Source organism: Butyricicoccus sp. OF10-2 (assembly GCF_003481925.1).
In the GTDB taxonomy this organism is placed as follows: domain Bacteria; phylum Bacillota; class Clostridia; order Oscillospirales; family Butyricicoccaceae; genus Agathobaculum; species Agathobaculum butyriciproducens.
Genome location: NZ_QUMC01000002.1, coordinates 20,556 through 40,369 on the forward strand (window position 1 = coordinate 20,556; position 19,814 = coordinate 40,369).

At 51.3% G+C, this 19,814-nt stretch carries 23 protein-coding genes and 6 pseudogenes; 27 read left to right on the top strand and 2 right to left on the bottom strand.

What is annotated here, in order from left to right:
• From DXB00_RS01675 to mobQ, 3 genes and pseudogenes are all read left to right on the top strand, one after another.
• Positions 1-461: pseudogene (locus tag DXB00_RS01675) on the top strand (RNA polymerase sigma factor).
• A gap of 28 nt (positions 462-489) precedes the next feature.
• Positions 490-780 carry a DUF3847 domain-containing protein gene (locus DXB00_RS01680; RefSeq protein ID WP_019161299.1) on the top strand — a complete coding sequence of 97 codons (291 nt, stop codon included), beginning with the start codon at positions 490-492 and terminating at the stop codon, positions 778-780.
• Positions 781-966: 186 nt separating this feature from the next.
• Positions 967-2,412 (top strand): MobQ family relaxase, encoded by a 1,446-nt coding sequence (gene mobQ, locus DXB00_RS01685; RefSeq protein ID WP_119214428.1) that lies wholly within the window; start codon positions 967-969, stop codon positions 2,410-2,412.
• A 107-nt stretch (positions 2,413-2,519) separates the two neighbouring features.
• Here mobQ and DXB00_RS01690 read toward each other — a convergent pair whose 3' ends face one another.
• Both DXB00_RS01690 and DXB00_RS01695 read right to left on the bottom strand, forming a co-directional pair.
• Positions 2,520-2,810, bottom strand: a complete 291-nt coding sequence (locus DXB00_RS01690; RefSeq protein WP_002596328.1) for a type II toxin-antitoxin system YafQ family toxin — start codon at positions 2,808-2,810, stop codon at positions 2,520-2,522.
• Positions 2,807-3,085, bottom strand: a complete 279-nt coding sequence (locus DXB00_RS01695; protein ID WP_005924829.1) for a type II toxin-antitoxin system RelB/DinJ family antitoxin — start codon at positions 3,083-3,085, stop codon at positions 2,807-2,809. Before DXB00_RS01695 ends, DXB00_RS01690 begins: the two co-directional genes overlap by 4 nt.
• A 126-nt stretch (positions 3,086-3,211) precedes the next feature.
• On the opposite strand from DXB00_RS01695, the gene DXB00_RS01700 reads away from it, so the two are divergent.
• The 24 genes and pseudogenes from DXB00_RS01700 (at position 3,212) to DXB00_RS01825 (ending at position 19,709) form a co-directional block, all read left to right on the top strand.
• Positions 3,212-3,646 (top strand): cysteine-rich VLP domain-containing protein, encoded by a 435-nt coding sequence (locus DXB00_RS01700; protein WP_118615971.1) that lies wholly within the window; start codon positions 3,212-3,214, stop codon positions 3,644-3,646.
• 76 nt (positions 3,647-3,722) lie between these two features.
• Positions 3,723-4,457, top strand: a complete 735-nt coding sequence (locus DXB00_RS01705; protein WP_119214429.1) for a phage replisome organizer N-terminal domain-containing protein — start codon at positions 3,723-3,725, stop codon at positions 4,455-4,457.
• Positions 4,454-5,317: an ATP-binding protein gene (locus DXB00_RS01710; protein ID WP_119214430.1), complete on the top strand. Its 864-nt coding sequence runs from the start codon at positions 4,454-4,456 to the stop codon at positions 5,315-5,317. The genes DXB00_RS01705 and DXB00_RS01710 overlap by 4 nt, the downstream gene beginning before the upstream one ends.
• A 63-nt stretch (positions 5,318-5,380) precedes the next feature.
• Positions 5,381-5,554 carry a transposon-encoded TnpW family protein gene (locus tag DXB00_RS01715; RefSeq protein ID WP_425463782.1) on the top strand — a complete coding sequence of 58 codons (174 nt, stop codon included), beginning with the start codon at positions 5,381-5,383 and terminating at the stop codon, positions 5,552-5,554.
• Between the two features lie 77 nt (positions 5,555-5,631).
• Complete coding sequence (locus DXB00_RS01720) at positions 5,632-5,997, top strand: hypothetical protein (protein WP_050004289.1); 366 nt, start codon at positions 5,632-5,634, stop codon at positions 5,995-5,997.
• A gap of 75 nt (positions 5,998-6,072) precedes the next feature.
• Positions 6,073-6,885 (top strand): annotated as a pseudogene (locus tag DXB00_RS01725) (VirD4-like conjugal transfer protein, CD1115 family); the annotation flags it as partial.
• 12 nt (positions 6,886-6,897) lie between these two features.
• Complete coding sequence (locus DXB00_RS01730) at positions 6,898-7,218, top strand: hypothetical protein (protein ID WP_002304332.1); 321 nt, start codon at positions 6,898-6,900, stop codon at positions 7,216-7,218.
• A gap of 5 nt (positions 7,219-7,223) precedes the next feature.
• Positions 7,224-7,616 (top strand): helix-turn-helix domain-containing protein, encoded by a 393-nt coding sequence (locus tag DXB00_RS01735; RefSeq protein ID WP_002304334.1) that lies wholly within the window; start codon positions 7,224-7,226, stop codon positions 7,614-7,616.
• Between the two features lie 83 nt (positions 7,617-7,699).
• A pseudogene (locus DXB00_RS01740) lies at positions 7,700-7,828 on the top strand (Maff2 family mobile element protein); the annotation flags it as partial.
• 657 nt (positions 7,829-8,485) lie between these two features.
• Positions 8,486-10,403 (top strand): annotated as a pseudogene (gene tet(W), locus DXB00_RS01750) (tetracycline resistance ribosomal protection protein Tet(W)).
• 50 nt (positions 10,404-10,453) lie between these two features.
• A pseudogene (gene tet(40), locus DXB00_RS01755) lies at positions 10,454-11,673 on the top strand (tetracycline efflux MFS transporter Tet(40)).
• Positions 11,674-11,706: 33 nt separating this feature from the next.
• Positions 11,707-11,853 carry a hypothetical protein gene (locus DXB00_RS01760; RefSeq protein ID WP_434059933.1) on the top strand — a complete coding sequence of 49 codons (147 nt, stop codon included), beginning with the start codon at positions 11,707-11,709 and terminating at the stop codon, positions 11,851-11,853.
• Entirely contained in the window at positions 11,843-12,046 is a 204-nt protein-coding gene (locus DXB00_RS01765; RefSeq protein WP_003505336.1) for a helix-turn-helix domain-containing protein, read from the top strand. The genes DXB00_RS01760 and DXB00_RS01765 overlap by 11 nt, the downstream gene beginning before the upstream one ends.
• Positions 12,047-12,670: 624 nt before the next feature.
• The gene (locus DXB00_RS01770; protein WP_002569238.1) at positions 12,671-13,069 is read left to right on the top strand and encodes a plasmid mobilization protein; all 399 of its coding nucleotides are present in this window, start codon (positions 12,671-12,673) and stop codon (positions 13,067-13,069) included.
• The gene (locus DXB00_RS01775; RefSeq protein WP_002569237.1) at positions 13,041-14,663 is read left to right on the top strand and encodes a relaxase/mobilization nuclease domain-containing protein; all 1,623 of its coding nucleotides are present in this window, start codon (positions 13,041-13,043) and stop codon (positions 14,661-14,663) included. Before DXB00_RS01770 ends, DXB00_RS01775 begins: the two co-directional genes overlap by 29 nt.
• Before the next feature lie 185 nt (positions 14,664-14,848).
• Entirely contained in the window at positions 14,849-15,061 is a 213-nt protein-coding gene (locus tag DXB00_RS01785) for a hypothetical protein (protein WP_002569236.1), read from the top strand.
• On the top strand, positions 15,051-15,800 hold the full coding sequence (locus DXB00_RS01790) for a phage replisome organizer N-terminal domain-containing protein (RefSeq protein ID WP_002569235.1): 750 nt from the start codon (positions 15,051-15,053) through the stop codon (positions 15,798-15,800). The genes DXB00_RS01785 and DXB00_RS01790 overlap by 11 nt, the downstream gene beginning before the upstream one ends.
• A complete protein-coding gene (locus DXB00_RS01795) occupies positions 15,797-16,651 on the top strand; it encodes an ATP-binding protein (RefSeq protein ID WP_002569234.1) in 855 nt (284 codons plus the stop codon). The genes DXB00_RS01790 and DXB00_RS01795 overlap by 4 nt, the downstream gene beginning before the upstream one ends.
• Entirely contained in the window at positions 16,648-16,836 is a 189-nt protein-coding gene (locus DXB00_RS01800) for a transposon-encoded TnpW family protein (RefSeq protein WP_002569233.1), read from the top strand. The genes DXB00_RS01795 and DXB00_RS01800 overlap by 4 nt, the downstream gene beginning before the upstream one ends.
• A gap of 111 nt (positions 16,837-16,947) precedes the next feature.
• A pseudogene (locus tag DXB00_RS01805) lies at positions 16,948-17,205 on the top strand (recombinase family protein); the annotation flags it as partial.
• A gap of 153 nt (positions 17,206-17,358) precedes the next feature.
• Positions 17,359-17,667, top strand: a complete 309-nt coding sequence (locus DXB00_RS01810; RefSeq protein WP_119214432.1) for a DUF6050 family protein — start codon at positions 17,359-17,361, stop codon at positions 17,665-17,667.
• A 125-nt stretch (positions 17,668-17,792) separates the two neighbouring features.
• Positions 17,793-18,041, top strand: a complete 249-nt coding sequence (locus DXB00_RS01815; RefSeq protein WP_119214433.1) for a hypothetical protein — start codon at positions 17,793-17,795, stop codon at positions 18,039-18,041.
• A complete protein-coding gene (locus DXB00_RS01820; protein WP_119214434.1) occupies positions 18,034-18,807 on the top strand; it encodes a BRO family protein in 774 nt (257 codons plus the stop codon). The genes DXB00_RS01815 and DXB00_RS01820 overlap by 8 nt, the downstream gene beginning before the upstream one ends.
• Complete coding sequence (locus DXB00_RS01825; protein ID WP_119214476.1) at positions 18,804-19,709, top strand: DUF6017 domain-containing protein; 906 nt, start codon at positions 18,804-18,806, stop codon at positions 19,707-19,709. The genes DXB00_RS01820 and DXB00_RS01825 overlap by 4 nt, the downstream gene beginning before the upstream one ends.
• Positions 19,710-19,814: the final 105 nt, after the last annotated feature.

Sequence of the window (19,814 nt, forward strand, 5' to 3'; positions counted from 1 at the left end):
ATGCAGACCATCAATCTCAAACAATATTATCCATTTTGCAAAGAGGACATTTTTGTGGAGGTGTCCGATGAGATCGTCGAAGCGTTTCTTCTGGACAAGAGAGCCGAGGCCGCCAGAGATCGCAAGATGTTCCGGTATAAGGCGTTTTATTCCCTCGATTGTAACGATGGAATCGAAAATGCCGCCATCGGCTGGGCGCAGCCATCGCCGGAGGACTACCTGATAGAAAAAGAAGAATTAGCCGAATACGAAGACTGATACGGCGATTGTACGAAGCCATTTCTTCCCTGCCGCCTATGCAGGCTCGCCGTGTCCACGCCCGCTATATGCTGGGTATGAAAGTGAAAGATATTGCCGCAATGGAGGGTATCACGCCATCACAGGCGGGAAAATCCATCCATGCCGCACTGCGGAGGCTGCGCCGGTACTTTGCGCGTCAGAAATGGACGGTCAATCTATGAGTATTTCCAAAGAAAAGAGGTGCCTGACATGAACGAAAAAATTACAGCCCACCCCCAAAAAGAAGAACGGGAGAAAGTCCTGAAGGAGATTCGGCGGCTTGAAAACCGAAAGAAGATTTTGGAGAACAAGCAGCGGAACGAGGAACGCAAGGCCCGCACCCGCCGCTTGATTGAGCGCGGAGCCATTTTGGAGGGTATTTTTCCGCTGGCTTCCAACCTTTCCGGCGCAGAGGTCAAAGCATTTCTGATTGCCCTGTCCCATCTTCCGGGGGCTGCGGAATTGACTGCAAACCTGCCAAAATCCGGGGACACGCCATAAGTCCCTTGTTTACAAGGGCGCACTTATACACCGTTTCCGGTGCTGTGCGCCCTGCCGGGGGCGTTGCGTACTTCGTCCGCGATGGGAAGCTACGCTCCCCAAACCCCTTGTGCGCTCTGCGCAGCCAGACACCCGCTTTGCGTTTGTCCGGCTCCACAGAGCCTGTTATCCCCTCACTGAAAGGAGGTGTTCCCCATAGATTTCTGTCATATCCCCGTCAGTATCATCAAGCGCAGCGCGGGCCGTTCTGCCGTTGCCGCAGCTGCTTACCGCAGCGGAACCAAGCTGACAAATGAATGGGATGGAATGACCCATGACTACACCCGGAAAGGCGGCATTGTCCATGCGGAGATCATGCTGCCTGACCACGCCCCGCGGTCATTTGCAGACCGTTCTATCCTCTGGAACAGCGTGGAGCAAATCGAGAAAGCAAGGGACAGCCAGCTTGCCCGCGAGATTGAAGCAGCCCTGCCCCGTGAACTGTCCGGCGAACAGCAGCTTGCCCTTGTGCGTGCCTATGTGAAGGACAACTTTGTAGACAAAGGAATGTGCGCCGACTTTGCTATCCATGACAAGGGAACCGGCAACCCTCATGTCCATATCATGCTGACGCTCCGGCCTTTGAAAGAAAATGGACAGTGGGGCGCAAAGTGCCACAAGGCATACGATCTGGACGAGAATGGACAGCGTATCCCGGATGGGAAAGGCGGTTGGAAAAATCACAGAGAGGATACGACCGACTGGAACGATAAAGAAAATGTGGAGATTTGGCGGGCGGCATGGGCGGCTTATACCAACCGTGCATTGGAGGCCGCCGGTCAGCCCGCCCTGGTAGACCACCGCAGCTACAAGCGACAGGGAATTGATAAAATCCCCTCTGTCCACCTGGGGCCAGCGGCCAGCCAGATGGAGAAGCGTGGTATCCGCACCGACAAGGGAGAAGTCAACCGGCAGATCGCCGCCGACAACAAGCTGCTGAAAGAAATCAAAGCCCGCATTACCCGTCTTTATCGCTGGTCGAAAGCCGAAACGGAAAAACCACAAACACAGCAAAGCAGCTTGACAGCTTTGTGGGAGGCTCAGCAGCAGTTGAACGCTCCCCACACCCGTACCGGCAAAATCCGGGCTTTGCAGGAAAGCGCTGCACTATTCAGCTTTTTGCAGGCAAACGGCATCCAGTCTATGCAGCAGCTTCATGAAAAAATCGCTGATATGAACAGCCGTTACTATGACCTGCGCGGAAAGATCGTCAAGGCCGAGCGCCGGATCACTACCCTTACCGAGCGCGGGGAGATGTGGGAACAGTACAACCAGTACAAGTCCATCCACAAGCAGCTTGCCAAAGTAAAGCCGGAAAAACGGGAACAGTTTGAACAGCGCCACAGCCGGGAACTGATTCTGTATGACGCAGCGGCCCGGTATCTGAAAGAACTGAAAGACAGCGGCGAGGCAATCACCCCAAAGGCATGGCAGCTGGAAATTGACCAGCTGGCCGCTGGAAAGCAGACGGACACGCTTGCCATGAAAGCCATGCGGGAGGATTTGAAAGCAGTGGAACGGCTCCGCAAAACCGCCGAGCAGCTGTCCAGACAGGAACGGGACAAGTCTCACGACCGTGGGCCGGAGCGGTAAAGGCTACCGCGTTTTGGCGTACCCCTGTCAAGTGCGTCGCGTTTCACGACATACCTTTGCATACAGAAAAACCGCCGTACAGGTTTCCCCATACGGCGGCAGACTGTTTATTTGCCGAACAAGTCGCTGTGTGTGCCGGTGCGGGCCAGCGTCAGCACCAGAACATCATCCTCTATGCGATAGACAAGCAGCCAGTCCGGGAGAATATGACATTCCCGATGGCCTGCCCAATCGCCGGACAGGTCATGGTCGCGGTTCTTATCCGGCAGCGGTTCGCCCATTGCCAGCAATGCTACGACCTGCTCCAGCAGTTCGATCTTCAAGCCACGCTTGATGGCTCGTTTGTAGTCTTTTTTGAAACTGGTCGTGTACTTGACGGTATATTTGGTTTCTTTCATCTTTTCAGGTCAGCAAATAACTCGTCAAGGTCATTGTAGCCCTTTACAGACGGGTCTTTTGCAATCCTTTCCGCTTCCAGCATGGCAGCAACCGTTTCTTTGTTCGGCTGTTCCAGCCTTACTTCAAAGGGAATGCCGCCTTCACGAAGCGACTGGCGCACAAAGATGTTAAACGCCGTAGTCAGGTTCATGCCAAGTTCAGTAAACAGTGCGTCCGCTTGCGCTTTCAAATCTGCGTCCATGCGGATACTGATGTTTGTGGTATTTCCAGCCATACGATCAACCCCTTTCTGCTGGCAATTATAGTATATGCCACTTGCACGAAGAAAACAATACTTTGCACGAATATTTAACAATAAATTCATTCAGGGAGGTTACCTGCTTTGTGAAAGAAATCATTTATGAAGAACGACAAGACTGAACCTATCCCCGTCATGGATTACCGCCAGTACCGCAGAGCGCGGAGGCTGGTGCATGAGTGCTGCAACTACATCGACGGAAATTGTATCGCCCTGGACGATGGGGAGGAATGTGTCTGTGTCCAGTCTATTTCCTACTCCCTGTTGTGCAGGTGGTTTCGGGCGGCAGTATTACCGCAGGATAAGGAACTGGAAACGGCGCTGTTCCACCGGCTGAATGCGAAGAAATGCGCCGTATGCGGGGCGCTGTTTACCCCCGGTTCCAACCGGGCCAAATACTGCCCGGAATGTGCCGCACGCATGAAGCGGATCAACGCCGCAAAGCGCAAGCGGAAACAACGGGAGAAATGTCACGCTTTAGGGGCTGAAAAACCTTGTAAATCAAGGGTTTTTTCGAGGGTATCAAAGGCAGGCTGATAGATTTATCCTCCGACCCCTAAAACGGTCTTAAAATGCGTACAGAATCCCAAGAGAAACCCCAAGGAGGAACCCTATGTCAGACAACCGAAAATATTATTACCTGAAACTCAAAGAAAACTATTTTGACGATGATTCCATCGTGCTGCTGGAAAGTACGCAGGATGGTGTGCTATATTCCAACATTCTGCTCAAGCTGTATCTGAAATCGCTGAAACATGGCGGACGGCTTCAACTTGACGAGGACATTCCTTACACGGCGCAGATGATCGCCACCATTACCCGCCAGCAGATCGGCACTGTGGAGAGAGCCTTGCAGATCTTTTTGAAGCTGGGTCTTGTGGAAGTGCTGGACAGCGGCACATTCTACATGAGCAACATCGAACTTTTAATCGGCCAGTCCTCTACCGAGGCCGAGCGAAAGCGGGCTGCAAGGCTTCAAAATAAGGCTCTTTCTGCGCCCCGGACAAACGGCGGACATTTGTCCGACATTCGTCCACCAGAGATAGAGATAGAGTTAGAGAAAGAGATAGAGATAAAGAGAGAGATAGAGAAGGGACGCTCCGCCCGCGCCTATGGCCGTTACCAGAATGTTTTCCTGACGGACGAGGAACTGGCAGACTTGCAGGCCAGTTTTCCCACTGTATGGGGCCAGTACATCGAAAAGCTGTCCGAGTACATGGCTTCTACCGGCAAGCGTTATCAGAGCCATGCAGCGACCATCCGGCGCTGGGCCGGTGAGGACGCGAAGAAAGCAGCCCCGCCCTCTCGCAACCGGGATTACAGCGTAAAGGAGGATGAAACCGTATGATTGAGATTACCGCAGAAATCCGGGCGCTGATCGACAAGGCAGCCGCCGGTGTGGAACTGGCCGGGGACGAGTACATAGACCCGGCAGACGGCCTCATTCACTGTAAGAAGTGCGGCGGCCAGAGGCAGACCGTTGTGCCATGCTTTGGGAAATCCGGCTACTTTATGCCGCGCTGCATCTGCCAGTGCCAGCAGGAGGCTGAGGAGCAGCGCAAGGCTGCTGAAGAACGGCAGCGCCGCATGGAGCGTATCAAACGCCGAAAGGCACAGGGCTTGCAAGACCGTTATCTGTATGACTACACATTTTCCAATGATAACGGGCAAAACCCATTGATGGACAAGGCTCACGCCTATGTGGAGAACTGGAAAGAGGCATATAAGAGCAATATCGGGCTTTTGCTATTTGGAGATGTGGGAACCGGCAAGTCTTTTTTCGCCGGATGTATTGCCAATGCTTTGCTTGACCGGGATGTGCCGGTGCTGATGACGAACTTTCCCACCATCCTGAACCGCCTGACCGGGATGTTCTCCGAAGACAGGTCGGAGTTTATTGCCAGCTTTGACGAGTATGACCTGCTTATCATTGACGATCTGGGAGTAGAGCGCAGTACCGAATATGCTATGGAGCAGATGTTTTTCGTCATTGACAGCCGCTACCGCAGCCGCAGGCCCATGATCATCACCACCAACCTGAAGCTGGCCGAACTCAAAAACCCGCCTGACCTGGCCCACGCCCGTATCTATGACCGTATTTTGGAACGGTGTGCGCCGATCCTCTTTGACGGGAAGAATTTCCGGGAAGAAAATGTCGGTGCTACCCGACAGACAGCAAAAGACATTGTAAGCAGTAAGCAAGACTGATTTTTTACCGGCGGCACAGACCCGTTTGGAGAAAGGAGCGCCATGAACAAAGAACCCCATACTATGCAGGTGGCAGACGCCGTTACTGCGTCCAGAGCGCCGGAAAACACGCCAGCGATGGTAAAGAAAATCGGCAAGACAACCTACAAGGTTCATGTCCATTTCAGCCAGACCAGCACAGAAACCATGAGCGATAAAATCAAGCGTATGCTCAAAAATGAAATTCAGCAGATGTGACAGACTGATAAACGAAGCCGCCTTGTGCTAAACTGATAATGGTACGCACCAAAATTTTTGTCAAGGAGGACACGAAAATGCTTTACACAGAAAAAGAGAAGCATGAAATTGAACGAGTAAAGGAGGTCTTTGCGGAACATCTGCGGCAAAGCCCTGATTTTGAACTGCTCTGGTCGGACAAGGTAGGCTATGTCTGGCTGGCGATTGGCGTCAATCCGCTTTATGTGGATACTGGCATTAGGATAGAATCAGCTGCTGATCTCTGCGGCAGGTGTTTGGATGATGTTGCTACGGATGTTTTATATATGACAGGCAACGATCATGCACTGGAGAAAGCCGATCCGCTGGAATTGGCGGAAATCAAGCGGCGCTGGGAGCCATATATCAACCAGCTGCCAGACTATGCGTATCTCTGCAAAGACCTGCTGAACGGAAAAATGTAATCTGTCAAACGAGGTGTCAGGAGCCATACGGTGCTTCTGGCACCTTTTTTGTGAATTTGATTAAAAAGTCCTTGACAATTTGTCTCTGGCAAGACCGCTAAGTCGATTTTGATTTCCTGCGGCGCTCGTCTGGCTCCTTTTGATATTCAGGAGGTCAGAGATGTGACTGCCTATGACGAGTTGCAGTTGGATACTCTCGGAGATAAGAAAACGGCGCTCTTTCTGATTATGTCAGATACGGATGCGACGTTTAATTTTTTGATCTCCATGATTTACACACAGCTGTTCAACTTGTTGTGCGAGAAAGCAGATGATGTGTACGGCGGCAGACTGCCGGTTCATGTGCGCTGCTTGATTGATGAGATGGCAAACATCGGTCAGATTCCCAATCTGGAAAAACTGGTAGCGACAATCCGAAGCCGTGAAATATCGGCTTGCCTTGTTCTCCAGGCACAATCACAGCTGAAAGCCATTTATAAAGACAATGCCGATACCATCATCGGCAACATGGATTCCCGAATTTTCCTGGGTGGTTCTGAGCCAACCACGCTCAAAGAACTGAATCAGGCATTGGGAAAAGAAACTATCGACACCTACAACACCTCCAACACCAGAGGTAACAGCCCGTCTTACGGCTTGAATTATCAGAAGTTAGGCAAAGACCTTGCGAGCGTAGATGAGCTTGCGGTTCTGGATGGCAGCAAGTGTATTTTGCAGTTGCGTGGTGTCAGACCGTTTCTTTCTGACAAGTACGATCTGACGCAGCACCCCAATTATAAGTACACATCAGACTTTGATAAGAGAAATGAGTTCAACATTGAGCAGTTTCTGAGTCGAAGGTTGAAGCTCAAGGCAGGTGATGAGTTTGTGGTAGTCGATGCGGATTAAGGAGGTTTCTGTTTGGAAAATCTGAAAACGGTATCTGCCCTGGTTAAGAACATCTTGGAACACGACCACAAGGCAAGAAATACCGACAATCATTTGTACCTGATGGTACTGGAACACTATTCCGGTCTGCGTGGCATCGACATTCATGCCATGACGGTTCCTGTGTTTTTGAAGGAACTGGATAGACGCAGCTTTCCGGGGTTTGAAACTGTCCGCAGAAGCAGACAGAAAGTGCAGGCAACCTACCCTGACCTTGCTCCCAGTGAAGCCGTAGGCAAGCGCAGAGCAAAAAATGAGGTTGTATATCGAGAATTTGCAGAAAGCGAGGTGTAAAAAAAATGACTTGGTGGATCACGGATACCTCTATTGGGCAGCGATTGAAGTTCGTTAGACGATTTCGCCGCCTTACCCAGAAAGAGCTTGGACTCCTGATGGGGTATTCCGAGAAAACAGCGGATGTCCGTATTGCTCAGTATGAGAAAAACGCTCGAACCCCTAATGCAGAAACCACAGCGAAACTCGCAGAGGTTCTGAAGGTTTCACCTGTCGTTTTTTCACCGACAATCTGTGCTTCTCGTGAAGATTTGTTGCAGTCAATGTATTGGCTGTTTCTTATGAAAGGTGGTGGTGATATATATGATTGTGAAACTGAATATGCAAGAAGCAGAATGGAACAGAAACTTGGCGTGATAACCGTCGAGGAGTTCCTTGAAAAGATTCTCGTAAACTAAGCCTTCCGTCCGGTTTTGATGCCGGTAGTACGGAGGGCTTTTTCTATTCTCAAAACAATTTCAAATTTTAGGAGGAAAATATTATGGCATTTTTCAATAGCGCAGTAACCGTTCTTCAGACTCTCGTTATCGCTCTGGGCGCAGGTCTTGGCATCTGGGGTGCAATCAATCTGCTTGAGGGCTACGGCAACGATAACCCCGGCGCAAATGCTCATGTACGGTAAAGAAGCAAGCAACCGAAAACAATAGATAGACCGCCAGCACTACACTATTCCGAACCAAAGACCAAAAGATAAGCATTTTGAGAAAATCTAAACTTTTGGATTTTCCTACAATGCCGACTACGGCGGAATCCCTCCCACTCCTTATATATTTCTTTCTGTATACATTGAATTTGTATTTAGTAAAATGCAGACAACACCACGGATCGGCTTTTGGCTGGACAATTCCAACCAAACACCGCAGCAGACAGTAGAAACCATTCTGAACGTTAGGAAGCCGGTATGATTGTTACATATAAGGGGAAGAAAAATTTCTTTTAGATACTTGTTTTCCTAAAACTGATGTGATATAATAGCTTCATTCCAGAAAAGGAGTAAAAAATATGCGGCAAGGTATTCTTAAATAAAACTATAATCAAATAGTGGGAACAAAGGATTATGATAGTTCCTTTTGTGGGGGCTTGATTTTTTGTACCCAATTTAAGAATACTTTTGCCTTATCAATTTTGACATATCCAAAAAAACAGCAGTCACAAATAGGTGTATGCTGTATATGTGTATGTCCGCAAATTAGAATCCCCAGTGGTAAAAGTATTTTACTGCTGGGGATTTTTGTGCCCTTTCGGGCTGTAAAAGGAGGACAATCACATGAAAATAATCAATATTGGCATTCTTGCCACGTAGACGCAGGAAAAACAACATTGACGGAAAGTCTGCTATACACCAGTGGAGCGATTGCGGAACAGGGAAACGTGGATAAAGGGACAACGAGGACGGACACCATGTTTTTGGAGCGGCAGCGTGGGATTACCATTCAAGCGGCAGTCACTTCCTTCCAGTGGCACAGATGTAAAGTCAACATTGTGGATACGCCCGGCCACATGGATTTTTTGGCGGAGGTGTACCGCTCTTTGGCTGTTTTAGATGGGGCCATCTTGGTGATCTCCGCTAAAGATGGCGTGCAGGCCCAGACCCGTATTCTGTTCCATGCCCTGCGGAAAATGAACATTCCCACCGTTATCTTTATCAACAAGATCGACCAGGCTGGCGTTGATTTGCAGAGCGTGGTTCAGTCTGTTCGGGATAAGCTCTCCGCCGATATTATCATCAAGCAGACGGTGTCGCTGTCCCCGGAAATAGTCCTGGAGGAAAATACCGACATAGAAGCATGGGATGCGGTCATCGAAAATAACGATAAATTATTGGAAAAGTATATCGCAGGAGAACCAATCAGCCGGGAAAAACTTGTGCGGGAGGAACAGCGGCGGGTTCAAGACGCCTCCCTGTTCCCGGTCTATTATGGCAGCGCCAAAAAGGGCCTTGGCATTCAACCGTTGATGGATGCGGTGACAGGGCTGTTCCAACCGATTGGGGAACAGGGGAGCGCCGCCCTATGCGGCAGCGTTTTCAAGGTGGAGTATACAGATTGCGGCCAGCGGCGTGTCTATCTACGGCTATACAGCGGAACGCTGTGCCTGCGGGATACGGTGGCCCTGGCCGGGAGAGAAAAGCTGAAAATCACAGAGATGCGTATTCCATCCAAAGGGGAAATTGTTCGGACAGACACCGCTTATCAGGGTGAAATTGTTATCCTTCCCAGCGACAGCGTGAGGTTAAACGATGTATTAGGGGACCAAACCCGGCTCCCTCGTAAAAGGTGGCGCGAGGACCCCCTCCCCATGCTGCGGACGACGATTGCGCCGAAAACGGCAGCGCAAAGAGAACGGCTGCTGGACGCTCTTACGCAACTTGCGGATACTGACCCGCTTTTGCGTTGCGAAGTGGATTCCATCACCCATGAGATCATTCTTTCTTTTTTGGGCCGGGTGCAGTTGGAGGTTGTTTCCGCTTTGCTGTCGGAAAAATACAAGCTTGAAACAGTGGTAAAGGAACCCTCCGTCATTTATATGGAGCGGCCGCTCAAAGCAGCCAGCCACACCATCCATATCGAGGTGCCGCCCAACCCGTTTTGGGCATCCATAGGACTGTCTGTTACACCACTCTCGCTTGGCTCCGGTGTACAATACGAGAGCCGGGTTTCGCTGGGATACTTGAACCAGAGTTTTCAAAACGCTGTCAGGGATGGTATCCGTTACGGGCTGGAGCAGGGCTTGTTCGGCTGGAACGTAACGGACTGTAAGATTTGCTTTGAATACGGGCTTTATTACAGTCCGGTCAGCACGCCGGCGGACTTCCGCTCATTGGCCCCGATTGTATTGGAACAGGCATTGAAGGAATCGGGGACGCAGCTGCTGGAACCTTATCTCTCCTTCATCCTCTATGCGCCCCAGGAATACCTTTCCAGGCTTATCATGATGCACCGAAATACTGTGCCACCATCGAAACGGCCCAGGTAAAAAAGGATGAAGTTGTCTTTACTGGCGAGATTCCCGCCCGCTGTATACAGGCATACCGTACTGATCTGGCCTTTTACACCAACGGGCGGAGCGTATGCCTTACAGAGCTGAAAGGATATCAGGCCGCTGTCGGTCAGCCGGTCATCCAGCCCCGCCGCCCGAATAGCCGTATAGATAAGGTTCGGCATATGTTCCACAAGTTAGCTTAACAGCTTGCAAAAGTCATATAAAATGAGATTTGAAAGGAGAATGTAACTTCATGTTTGCTAAAAATTCAAAGGCATATTCTGTCTACCTGCTGTTCCGATTTGTCTGTTCCCTGGCGGTTTCTATGTCCACAGTGCTTTCCATCGTGTACCACATGGAGGTGGTGCAGCTGGATGCTTTCCAGCTTGTCCTGGTAGGGACGGTTCAGGAGACCTCCTGCTTTCTGTTCGAGATGCCCACCGGTGTGGTGGCGGATTTGTATAGCCGTCGGCGCTCGGTGCTGATTGGAATGTTCCTCTACGGCCTGGGCTTTCTGATGGAGGGTGCGCTACCGTGGTTCGCGACGGTTCTGCTGGCCAGGTTGTCTGGGGTTGCGGTGATACCTTCATCACCGGCGCTCTGGAGGCGTGGATTGCCTCGGAGGAAGAGGACAAACCCATAGACAAGGTGTTCATGCGGGGCAGTCAAATGGGGCAAATCGGCGGCGTTCTGGGCGTGGTGCTGGGCACACTGCTGGGAAACATAAACCTGCAAATGCCTGTCATCTTGGGGGGCAGTTTGTGCTTGTTGTTGGGGCTGGTGATGGTTCGCATCATGCCAGAAACCAACTTCTCCCCTGCTATTGAGGAACGGCAGGGCTTGCTTAAAGACTTTGTCTGCCTGTTCAAGCTCAACCTGGGCTTTGTGAAAGGCGCACCTGTGTTGCTGGCGCTCTTAGCAATCACACTATGCGGGGGACTTGCCAGTGAAGGCTTTGACCGGCTCTCCACCGCTCATTTTCTGGATGACACGGTAATACCCGTTATCGGGCCGCTGAACAGCGTCACTTGGTTCGGTGTTATCAGTCTTATCGGCAGCGGCTTAGGTATTCTGGCTTCTCAGTTGCTCATCGCCCGCATGGAGAAAAAAGGGACTGTCAGCCGAACCAGTGTGGTCATGTCCACCAGCGCCGGGTATATCCTGTGCCTGGTTCTCTTCGCGGTGGGGCGGAGCTTTTGGTTCATGTTGTTGATGTTCCTGCTGGCGGGGCTTATGCGCACCATCAAGGAGCCTGTGCTGGCCGCCTGGATGAACGACCAGGTGGATGAGAAAATGCGCGCCACACTCTTTTCCACCAGCGGACAGCTGGACTCTTTCGGGCAGATCATCGGCGGGCCTATTGTGGGGCTGGTAGCCCAGCAGGTGTCCATACCCTGGGGGCTGGTCTGTACCGCTTTCCTGCTGTTGCCCGCGCTGTTCTTAGTGCCGGTGGCGGGAAAGAAGCGGGATTGATATGGCATAGTTAAGTTTACTGACGAGCGGGAAATGATTTACCTGTCCTTTTTCAAGCGTATTCCACAGCACGAAATTGGCAGACAGTACGGGCGCAGCCGCAGCACAGCGGGCTACCATATCCGAAAAGTCCTACGGCAGCTCCAAGCGGAAATGGAGGGAATGGCATATGAGAAATAATAGGCTTCTCCCCTATGAAACAATCGTCCAAGCCACCAGCGGGGAGCCGGAAGCGGTGGGAACTGTATTGCAGTATTACCGCCGCCGCATACAATGTGCCGCCCGTGTGAATGGACGGGTAGACCAAGATACAGAGGACTACATCACCCAGACGCTTCTCACAGCTATTTTCAAGTTCCGCTTTGGGAGATAGCCCTACCGCCTACAACTGAATAACCGCCGCTTCGCCGGCAACCAGAAAGCAGTAAATCTATTCAACAGATTTGCTGCTTTTTTTCGTTCCTGTTTGGCATTTTTGAAAATCCCCAGTATGAAAAAACAAAAGGGAAAATTGCCGCCGCAGTTGGCAAAATCCCTTACTTATCCGTGGAGGGTATCAAAGAAAAAAATACTGCCATTGTCCGCCTTTTTCGGCTTGCGTGGTGTTGTAGGGAATAAGGGGAAATTCTAAAAATCTCCGTCCATTTTGCTTTGCGTGGTGTTGTAGGTAGTGAAAGGAAAATTTTCAAGATATGCCGGAATAGCGGGTAGCAAAGCCCTTTTGAAACGTCTTGTTAGCGGAAAGTACGGAAGCCGGGGAACGCCGGAGTTTTTCAGAGCAAGATTCTACCGCAGTACCAAAATTCGCTTATCGCTCATTTTGCCCCTGCGGGAATCTTGTTGGGGAGTGCCTTCCCCAAACCCTGCTTATGCGGCTTACGCCGCTGGAAAATCCCTCAAAATAATTTTTCGGATTTTTCAAAAACAGTTCCGCTTTACACCCTGTTTTTCTCCTATTAGTGAGAGGACACCACGCACAGCCGAAGGAGGTTTTACCATGCGAAAACGATATAACACGCCGCACCGCAGCCGGGTAGTCAAGACACGCATGACCGAGGAAGAATACGCCGAGTTTGCGGAAAGGCTTTCTGCTTACAACATGAGCCAAGCCGAGTTTATCCGGCAAGCCATAACCGGGGCAGCCATACGCCCCATCATAACCGTTTCCCCCGTCAATGACGAGTTGCTTGCCGCTGTCGGGAAGCTGACCGCCGAATACGGCAGGATCGGCGGCAACTTAAACCAGATAGCCCGGACGCTGAACGAGTGGCACAGCCCCTACCCGCAGCTTGCCGGGGAGGTACGGGCGGCGGTTTCCGACCTTGCTGCCCTAAAGTTTGAAGTCTTGCAGAAAGTGGGTGACGCTGTTGGCAACATTCAAACATATCAGCTCTAAAAATGCGGACTATGGCGCAGCGGAAGCCTATCTCACATTTGAGCATGACGAGTTTACCATGAAGCCCACCCTTGATGAAAACGGGCGGCTGATACCGAGGGAGGATTACCGCATTTCTTCCCTCAACTGTGGGGGCGAGGATTTCGCTGTTGCCTGTATGCGGGCTAATCTCCGCTATGAGAAAAACCAAAAACGGGAAGATGTGAAAAGCCACCACTATATCATCAGCTTTGACCCACGGGACGGGACAGACAACGGCTTGACCGTAGACCGGGCGCAGGAGCTGGGCGAGCAGTTCTGTAAAGAGCATTTCCCCGGACACCAAGCCTTAGTCTGCACCCACCCGGACGGGCATAACCACAGCGGCAATATCCATGTGCATATCGTCATCAACTCCCTGCGGATTTATGAAGTCCCGCTTCTGCCCTACATGGACAGACCAGCCGACACACGGGAGGGCTGCAAGCACCGCTGCACCAACGCCGCTATGGAATATTTCAAGAGTGAAGTCATGGAGATGTGCCACCGGGAGGGGCTTTACCAAATCGACCTCCTAAGCGGCAGCAAGGAACGGATAACCGAACGGGAATACTGGGCGGCAAAGAAAGGACAGCTTGCCCTTGATAAAGAGAACGCTGTCAGAGAAGCCGCAGGACAGCCGACCAAGCCCACCAAGTTTGAAACGGACAAGGCGAAGCTGCGCCGGACGATACGGCAGGCACTTTCCCAAGCTGGCAGCTTTGACGAATTTTCTTCCCTTTTGCTGCGGGAGGGTGTGACCGTCAAGGAGAGCCGGGGGCGGCTTTCCTACCTCACGCCGGACAGGACAAAGCCTATCACAGCCCGGAAGCTGGGGGACGATTTTGACAAGGCTGCTGTCCTTGTCCTGCTTACGCAGAACGCCCACAGAGCCGCCGAACAGAGCAAAGCCATACTCGAATACCCTGCCGCGGTTAAAAAGCTGTCACAAGGGGAAAAAACCACAAAAACCACCCCGGCAGACAACACCTTGCAGCGCATGGTTGACCGGGAAGCCAAGCGAGCCGAGGGCAAGGGCGTGGGCTATGACCGCTGGGCGGCAAAGCACAACCTAAAGCAAATGGCAGCTACCGTTACCGCCTATCAGCAGTACGGCTTTTCTTCCCCGGAGGAACTGGACGAAGCCTGTTCTGCCGCCTATACCGCCATGCGGGAAAGCCTTACAGAGCTGAAGCAGATGGAAAAGACGCTGAACGGGAAAAAGGAGCTGCAACGGCAGGTGCTTGCCTATTCCAAGACCCGCCCTGTCCGGGACGGGCTGAAACAGCAGAAAAACGCCAAAGCAAAAGCAGCCTACCGTCAGAAGTACGAAAGCGACTTTATCATAGCAGACGCAGCCGCCCGCTATTTCAGGGAAAACGGCATTTCCAAGCTGCCGAGCTATAAAGCCCTGCAAGCAGAGATTGAAACCCTTATCCAAGAGAAAAACAGCGGCTACAACGATTACCGGGCAAAACGGGAGGAATACCGCCGCTTACAGACTGTCAAGGGCAATATCGACCAGATTTTACACCGGGAGCGCAAGCCTGTGAAAAGGCAGGAACAGGAACGATAAAAACCGCCCCAAAATGTACCCGAACCTATACAGAACAAGGGGGCTGCCCCGTACCCTATCCGCAAATACCAAAGGATTTTTTAACGGGCTTATAGGGCAGAAAAAACCCGAAAATGATACCGAGATGATACAGAATTACCGCCGATACCGCCACACCAGCGGAAACGGCAGAAAGGAGCGCACCCATGCCAAGAATGAGCAAGAAACGGCGGCTGGAATGGTCTTTTTTCCTGCGGCAAGTGAAAGTCGGGAATTCCACCTGCGATCGTATCACATACAATGACCTCTGCCGGGGCTGTACCCATAGCTGCAAGCAGAGCTTCCGGGCGGTTATCATACTCTGCCCCCACTACTACTCCAAACGCCGGAAAAAGGAGGACAGGGACAATGGCAGATAACCGCAAGTATTACTACCTCAAGCTGAAAGAGAACTTTTTTGACAGCGACTCCATTGTGCTGCTGGAAGATATGAAAGACGGGATTTTATACTCCAATATCCTCTTGAAGCTGTACTTAAAATCGCTGAAAAACGGCGGGAAATTGCAGCTTGACGAGCATATCCCCTACACAGCGCAGATGATAGCGACACTGACCCGCCACCAGATAGGGACGGTTGAGAGGGCTTTAGAGATTTTCCGGCAGTTGGGGCTTGTGGAGCAGCTTGACAGCGGGGCTTTCTATATGACCGACATTGAGCTGATGATAGGACAGTCCTCTACCGAAGCCGAGCGGAAACGGGCTGCAAGACTGGAAAACAAGGCACTTTTACCGCCCCGGACAAAAGGCGGACATTTGTCCGACATTCGTCCACCAGAGATAGAGATAGAGTTAGAGAAAGAGATAGAGATAGAAAAAGAGAGAGAGGGAGAAACGGGACACCCCGCCCCCGCCGCTTATGGCAGATACAACAATGTGATACTGACCGATACAGAGCTTTCCGGGCTAAAAACAGAGTTGCCCGACAAGTGGGAGTATTATATTGACCGGCTTTCCTGCCATATCGCTTCCACCGGGAAACAGTACCACAGCCATGCAGCCACCATTTACAAGTGGGCGCAGGAGGACGCTGCCAAAGGCAAGGCTGCCCCGAAACAGGGCATACCCGATTATTCATGCAAGGAGGGCGAGAGCTTATGAAAAACGGAATTGAAGCTATGATTACGGACATTACAGCCACTACCGCCGAAGCGGAGGACTACACAGGCGAGGACGGGCTTTTATACTGCGGTAAGTGCCATACGCCCAAAGAAGCCTATTTTGCAGAGGGAAAGACTTGTTTCGGGCGTGACCGCCACCCGGCAGAGTGCGACTGCCAGCGGGCAGCCCGTGAAAAGCAGCAAGCCGCCGAAAGCCGACAGAAGCACCTTGAAAAAGTGGAGGACTTGAAACGCCGGGGCTTTACCGACCCTGCTATGCGGAACTGGACATTTGAGCATGACAACGGCAGAAACCCGCAGACCGAAACCGCCCGCTTTTATGTGGAGAGCTGGGAAACCATGCAGGCTGAAAATATCGGCTACCTGTTTTGGGGCGGCGTGGGGACGGGAAAAAGCTACCTTGCCGCCTGTATCGCCAACGCCCTTATGGAAAAAGAGGTTGCCGTCTGCATGACAAACTTTGCAACGATACTGGGTGACCTTGCCGCCAGCTTTGAGGGCAGGAACGAATATATTTCCCGCCTTTGCAGCTACCCTCTGCTGATACTTGATGATTTCGGTATGGAGCGAGGAACAGAATACGGGCTGGAACAGGTTTACAGCGTGATTGACAGCCGTTACCGAAGCGGCAAGCCGCTGATCGCCACGACCAACCTCACGCTGGAGGAATTGCAGCACCCGCAGGACACGCCCCACGCCCGTATCTATGACAGGCTGACTTCCATGTGCGCCCCCGTCCGCTTCACGGGCAGCAACTTCCGAAAGGAAACCGCACAGGAAAAGCTGGAACGCTTAAAGCAACTGATGAAGCAGCGAAAGGAGAGCCTATGACAGAAACGAAACAGACAAGCACCACCAAAACAGACCGCCGCCCGGACTGTGTGACGGAAATCCGCATGGGCAACTCCGTCCTTACCGTTTCCGGCTTCTTCAAGCAGGGCGCAACCGACACCGCAGCCGACAAGATGATGAAAGTGCTGGAAGCGGAAGCTGCTACACAAAAAACGGCGATTTGACCGACCATAAAGAAGCAGATTTGACGCTTTTGCCGCTATACAGACAGCCGCCCCATGTGGTACAATCAAGGTACGGAATAGTGGGGCTGGCTGTCGGAAACGGAGGATTTTATGTTAAGACAGACCAACCAACAACCAATTACCGCCCTTTACCCAAGACTATCCCATGAGGACGAGCTGCAAGGCGAAAGCAATTCCATTTCCAATCAGAAGCGTATCCTTGAAACCTATGCAAAGCAGAACGGCTTTTCCAATCTGCGCTGGTACACGGACGACGGTTATTCTGGTGCGAACTTTCAAAGACCCGGTTTTCAAGCCATGCTTGCGGACATTGAAGCCGGAAAAGTCGGGACAGTTATCGTAAAGGATTATTGTGCGATAATAGGACTAAATCAGAAAGATCTTGAAAATCAAGGCATTCTGGCTTAGTCCCTTCTTTTTTTGACCGAAAACAAAGGACTTTCACAATAATCAAGCAAGCCGGAGGGTGCTGCTGCACACTTCCGGCAGAAGGAGGATATAGTGGGTGCTATCAAAGTCTTCTTGAAGGAGGTTGCGCTTCCAATCGCGCTTGCGTTCTGCCTCGCGTCATTTCTCAAGCCGATCTATATGCCTGACGGCGTATGTGACTACTTCCTTATGTGGATCTGCGTCGGCTTGCCATTCGGCATCCGGAGGATGTGCCTCTGGCTCGTTCCCAGCGGCTACGGTATCTCCGGCTCAGTCGGCATCTTCGCATTGAACTTAATCATAGGCGGTCTCATCGGAGGACTCGCCTTCTTCATCGGGCTGCTGCTCGGTGTCATTCATACCATCCGAGAAATCATCTGAACTACATCGTAAACGAAGAGGGTTTGTTTCTTCTCCAATTTGGAGTAAGAAGCAAACCCTCTTTTTTTGTTGCCCAAAAGCCGCAATATTGCTGGCGATGCGGCGAAAGAAAGGAGTTTTAAAGCATGAAACGCATGACAGCCGGTGATCTGCAAGCACTGGAATTGCTGATGCAGACCACACCCGGCTTTGAGCATTTTGACAGCGGCGCGGATGGCATTCTCCCTGAGTGCCGAAGCTGTCGATTTCATCGTCCCTTCTGGAAATATCAGTCCTGCGTGTTTGCAGAGTGTCCCTACTGCTGCAAGCCCGTTTCTACTCTCAAAAATCAAAATGGCACATCTGCTGCCGGAAAGGAAGTCAGTCATGAATAACAAAATTGAAGTCTTCAAGAATGAACAGTTTGGAGAAATCCGAACAGCCCTGATCGAAAACGAGCCGTGGTTTGTGGCGGTAGACGTGTGCAGGGCTTTGGAGATCGGCAATTCGTCACAAGCCATTTCACGGCTGGATGCGGACGAGAAGATGATTACCCTCATTTCAAATGAGGGTAATAAACGAGGCAACCCCAACATGACGGTGGTGAACGAACCTGGACTTTACACGCTTATTCTGAGCAGCCGTAAGCCCGAAGCCAAAGCCTTCAAACGCTGGATCACACATGATGTCATCCCCATGATCCGCAAGACCGGCGGCTACATGACGGACTCCCTTCTGGAACGTATTCAGAAGGAACCAGCGGTCATTGTAGAGTTCGCTCAAGCGTTGATTCTGGAAAAGAATCGCGTGAAGGCTCTTGAGTGTGAGCTGAACACGGCAAAGCCCAAAGCCGATTACTACGACGCCTTCATCAATCCGGATGACTGCACCAATATCCGAACGACGGCGAAGGAACTGAAAATCCCAGAGCGCAAGTTCGTCCAGTTCCTTCTCAAAGAAAAGTACCTGTTCCGATCTCCTTCCGGGCAGCTTCTTCCCTACAACAAGGACAGCAATGCCGGACTGTTCATCGTCCGCGATTTTGTGACGTACTGCTACACCGGTTCTCAGACCTACTTCACGCCGAAGGGCAAGGAGGTCATCCGAATGAAGTTCCAGAAAAAGTGCGGCGAAGAGCTGCTTCCCAAGATAGCAAGGTGATTTTCGTGGCAGTCTATCGCGTAAACAAAAATCGTGGCTATACCGTCATGGCGAACTTCCACCTCCGAGACAAGAGCCTGTCACTCAAGGCAGTCGGGCTACTCTCAAAGATGCTCTCGTTTAATGATGGCTGGAAGTTCTCAACCAAGGGACTTTCTGCAATCTGCAAGGAAGGTCCGGATGCCATTCTCTCCGCGCTCCGTGAGCTTGAAAAGCACGGCTACCTTGTCCGGCACCGGCAGAGAGACGGTAAAGGCAGGATGAGCAACACAATCTTTGAGATATACGAAGAGCCGCAGGAGTCTACACCAGAACGGGAAAAGCCACACACGGAAAATCCATGTGTGGAGAAGCCAGATGTGGATAATCCACGCGGGGATAAGTCCGCACAAATAAATACTGATCAAGTAATTACCCAAGAAAGAAATACTCTCTCAAAGAACTATCAATCCATCAATCTTGATGGGATGGACAGGATGGATGAGCGAAGCGAGTATGAAGAGATTATCAAAGAGAATCTTGATTACGACATTCTCTGTCAGGATCCGAAGTTCGATGAAGACCGCTTCCGGGAGATCATGGACATCATGCTGGATGCCGTCTGCTCTACCGCTCCGACCATCCGTATCAATGGCGAGGATATGCCGCAGCAAGTGGTTAAGTCCCGCTTTCTCAAGCTGAATAGCAGCCACATAGAGTACGTTCTGGAAGCAATGAACAAGAACCCGTCAGACATCCGTAATATCCGGGCGTACCTGTTGACCGCTCTGTATAACGCCTCTCTGACGATAGACAATTACTACTCCGCGCTCGTCAATCATGATTTCTACGGGCAGGACAGATCGGCAGGGTCAAAGAAGCCGAAGACCTACGATTATAGCCTTTGTGAAGACACTCTTTAATGAATACCATCGTGAGCAATGCTCGGAAAGGAGGACAGCGTAAATGAAAACCATCTGTCGCCGGATTGTGCCGCCTTAGCTGAGGCAGCATTCCCTCAATCATTT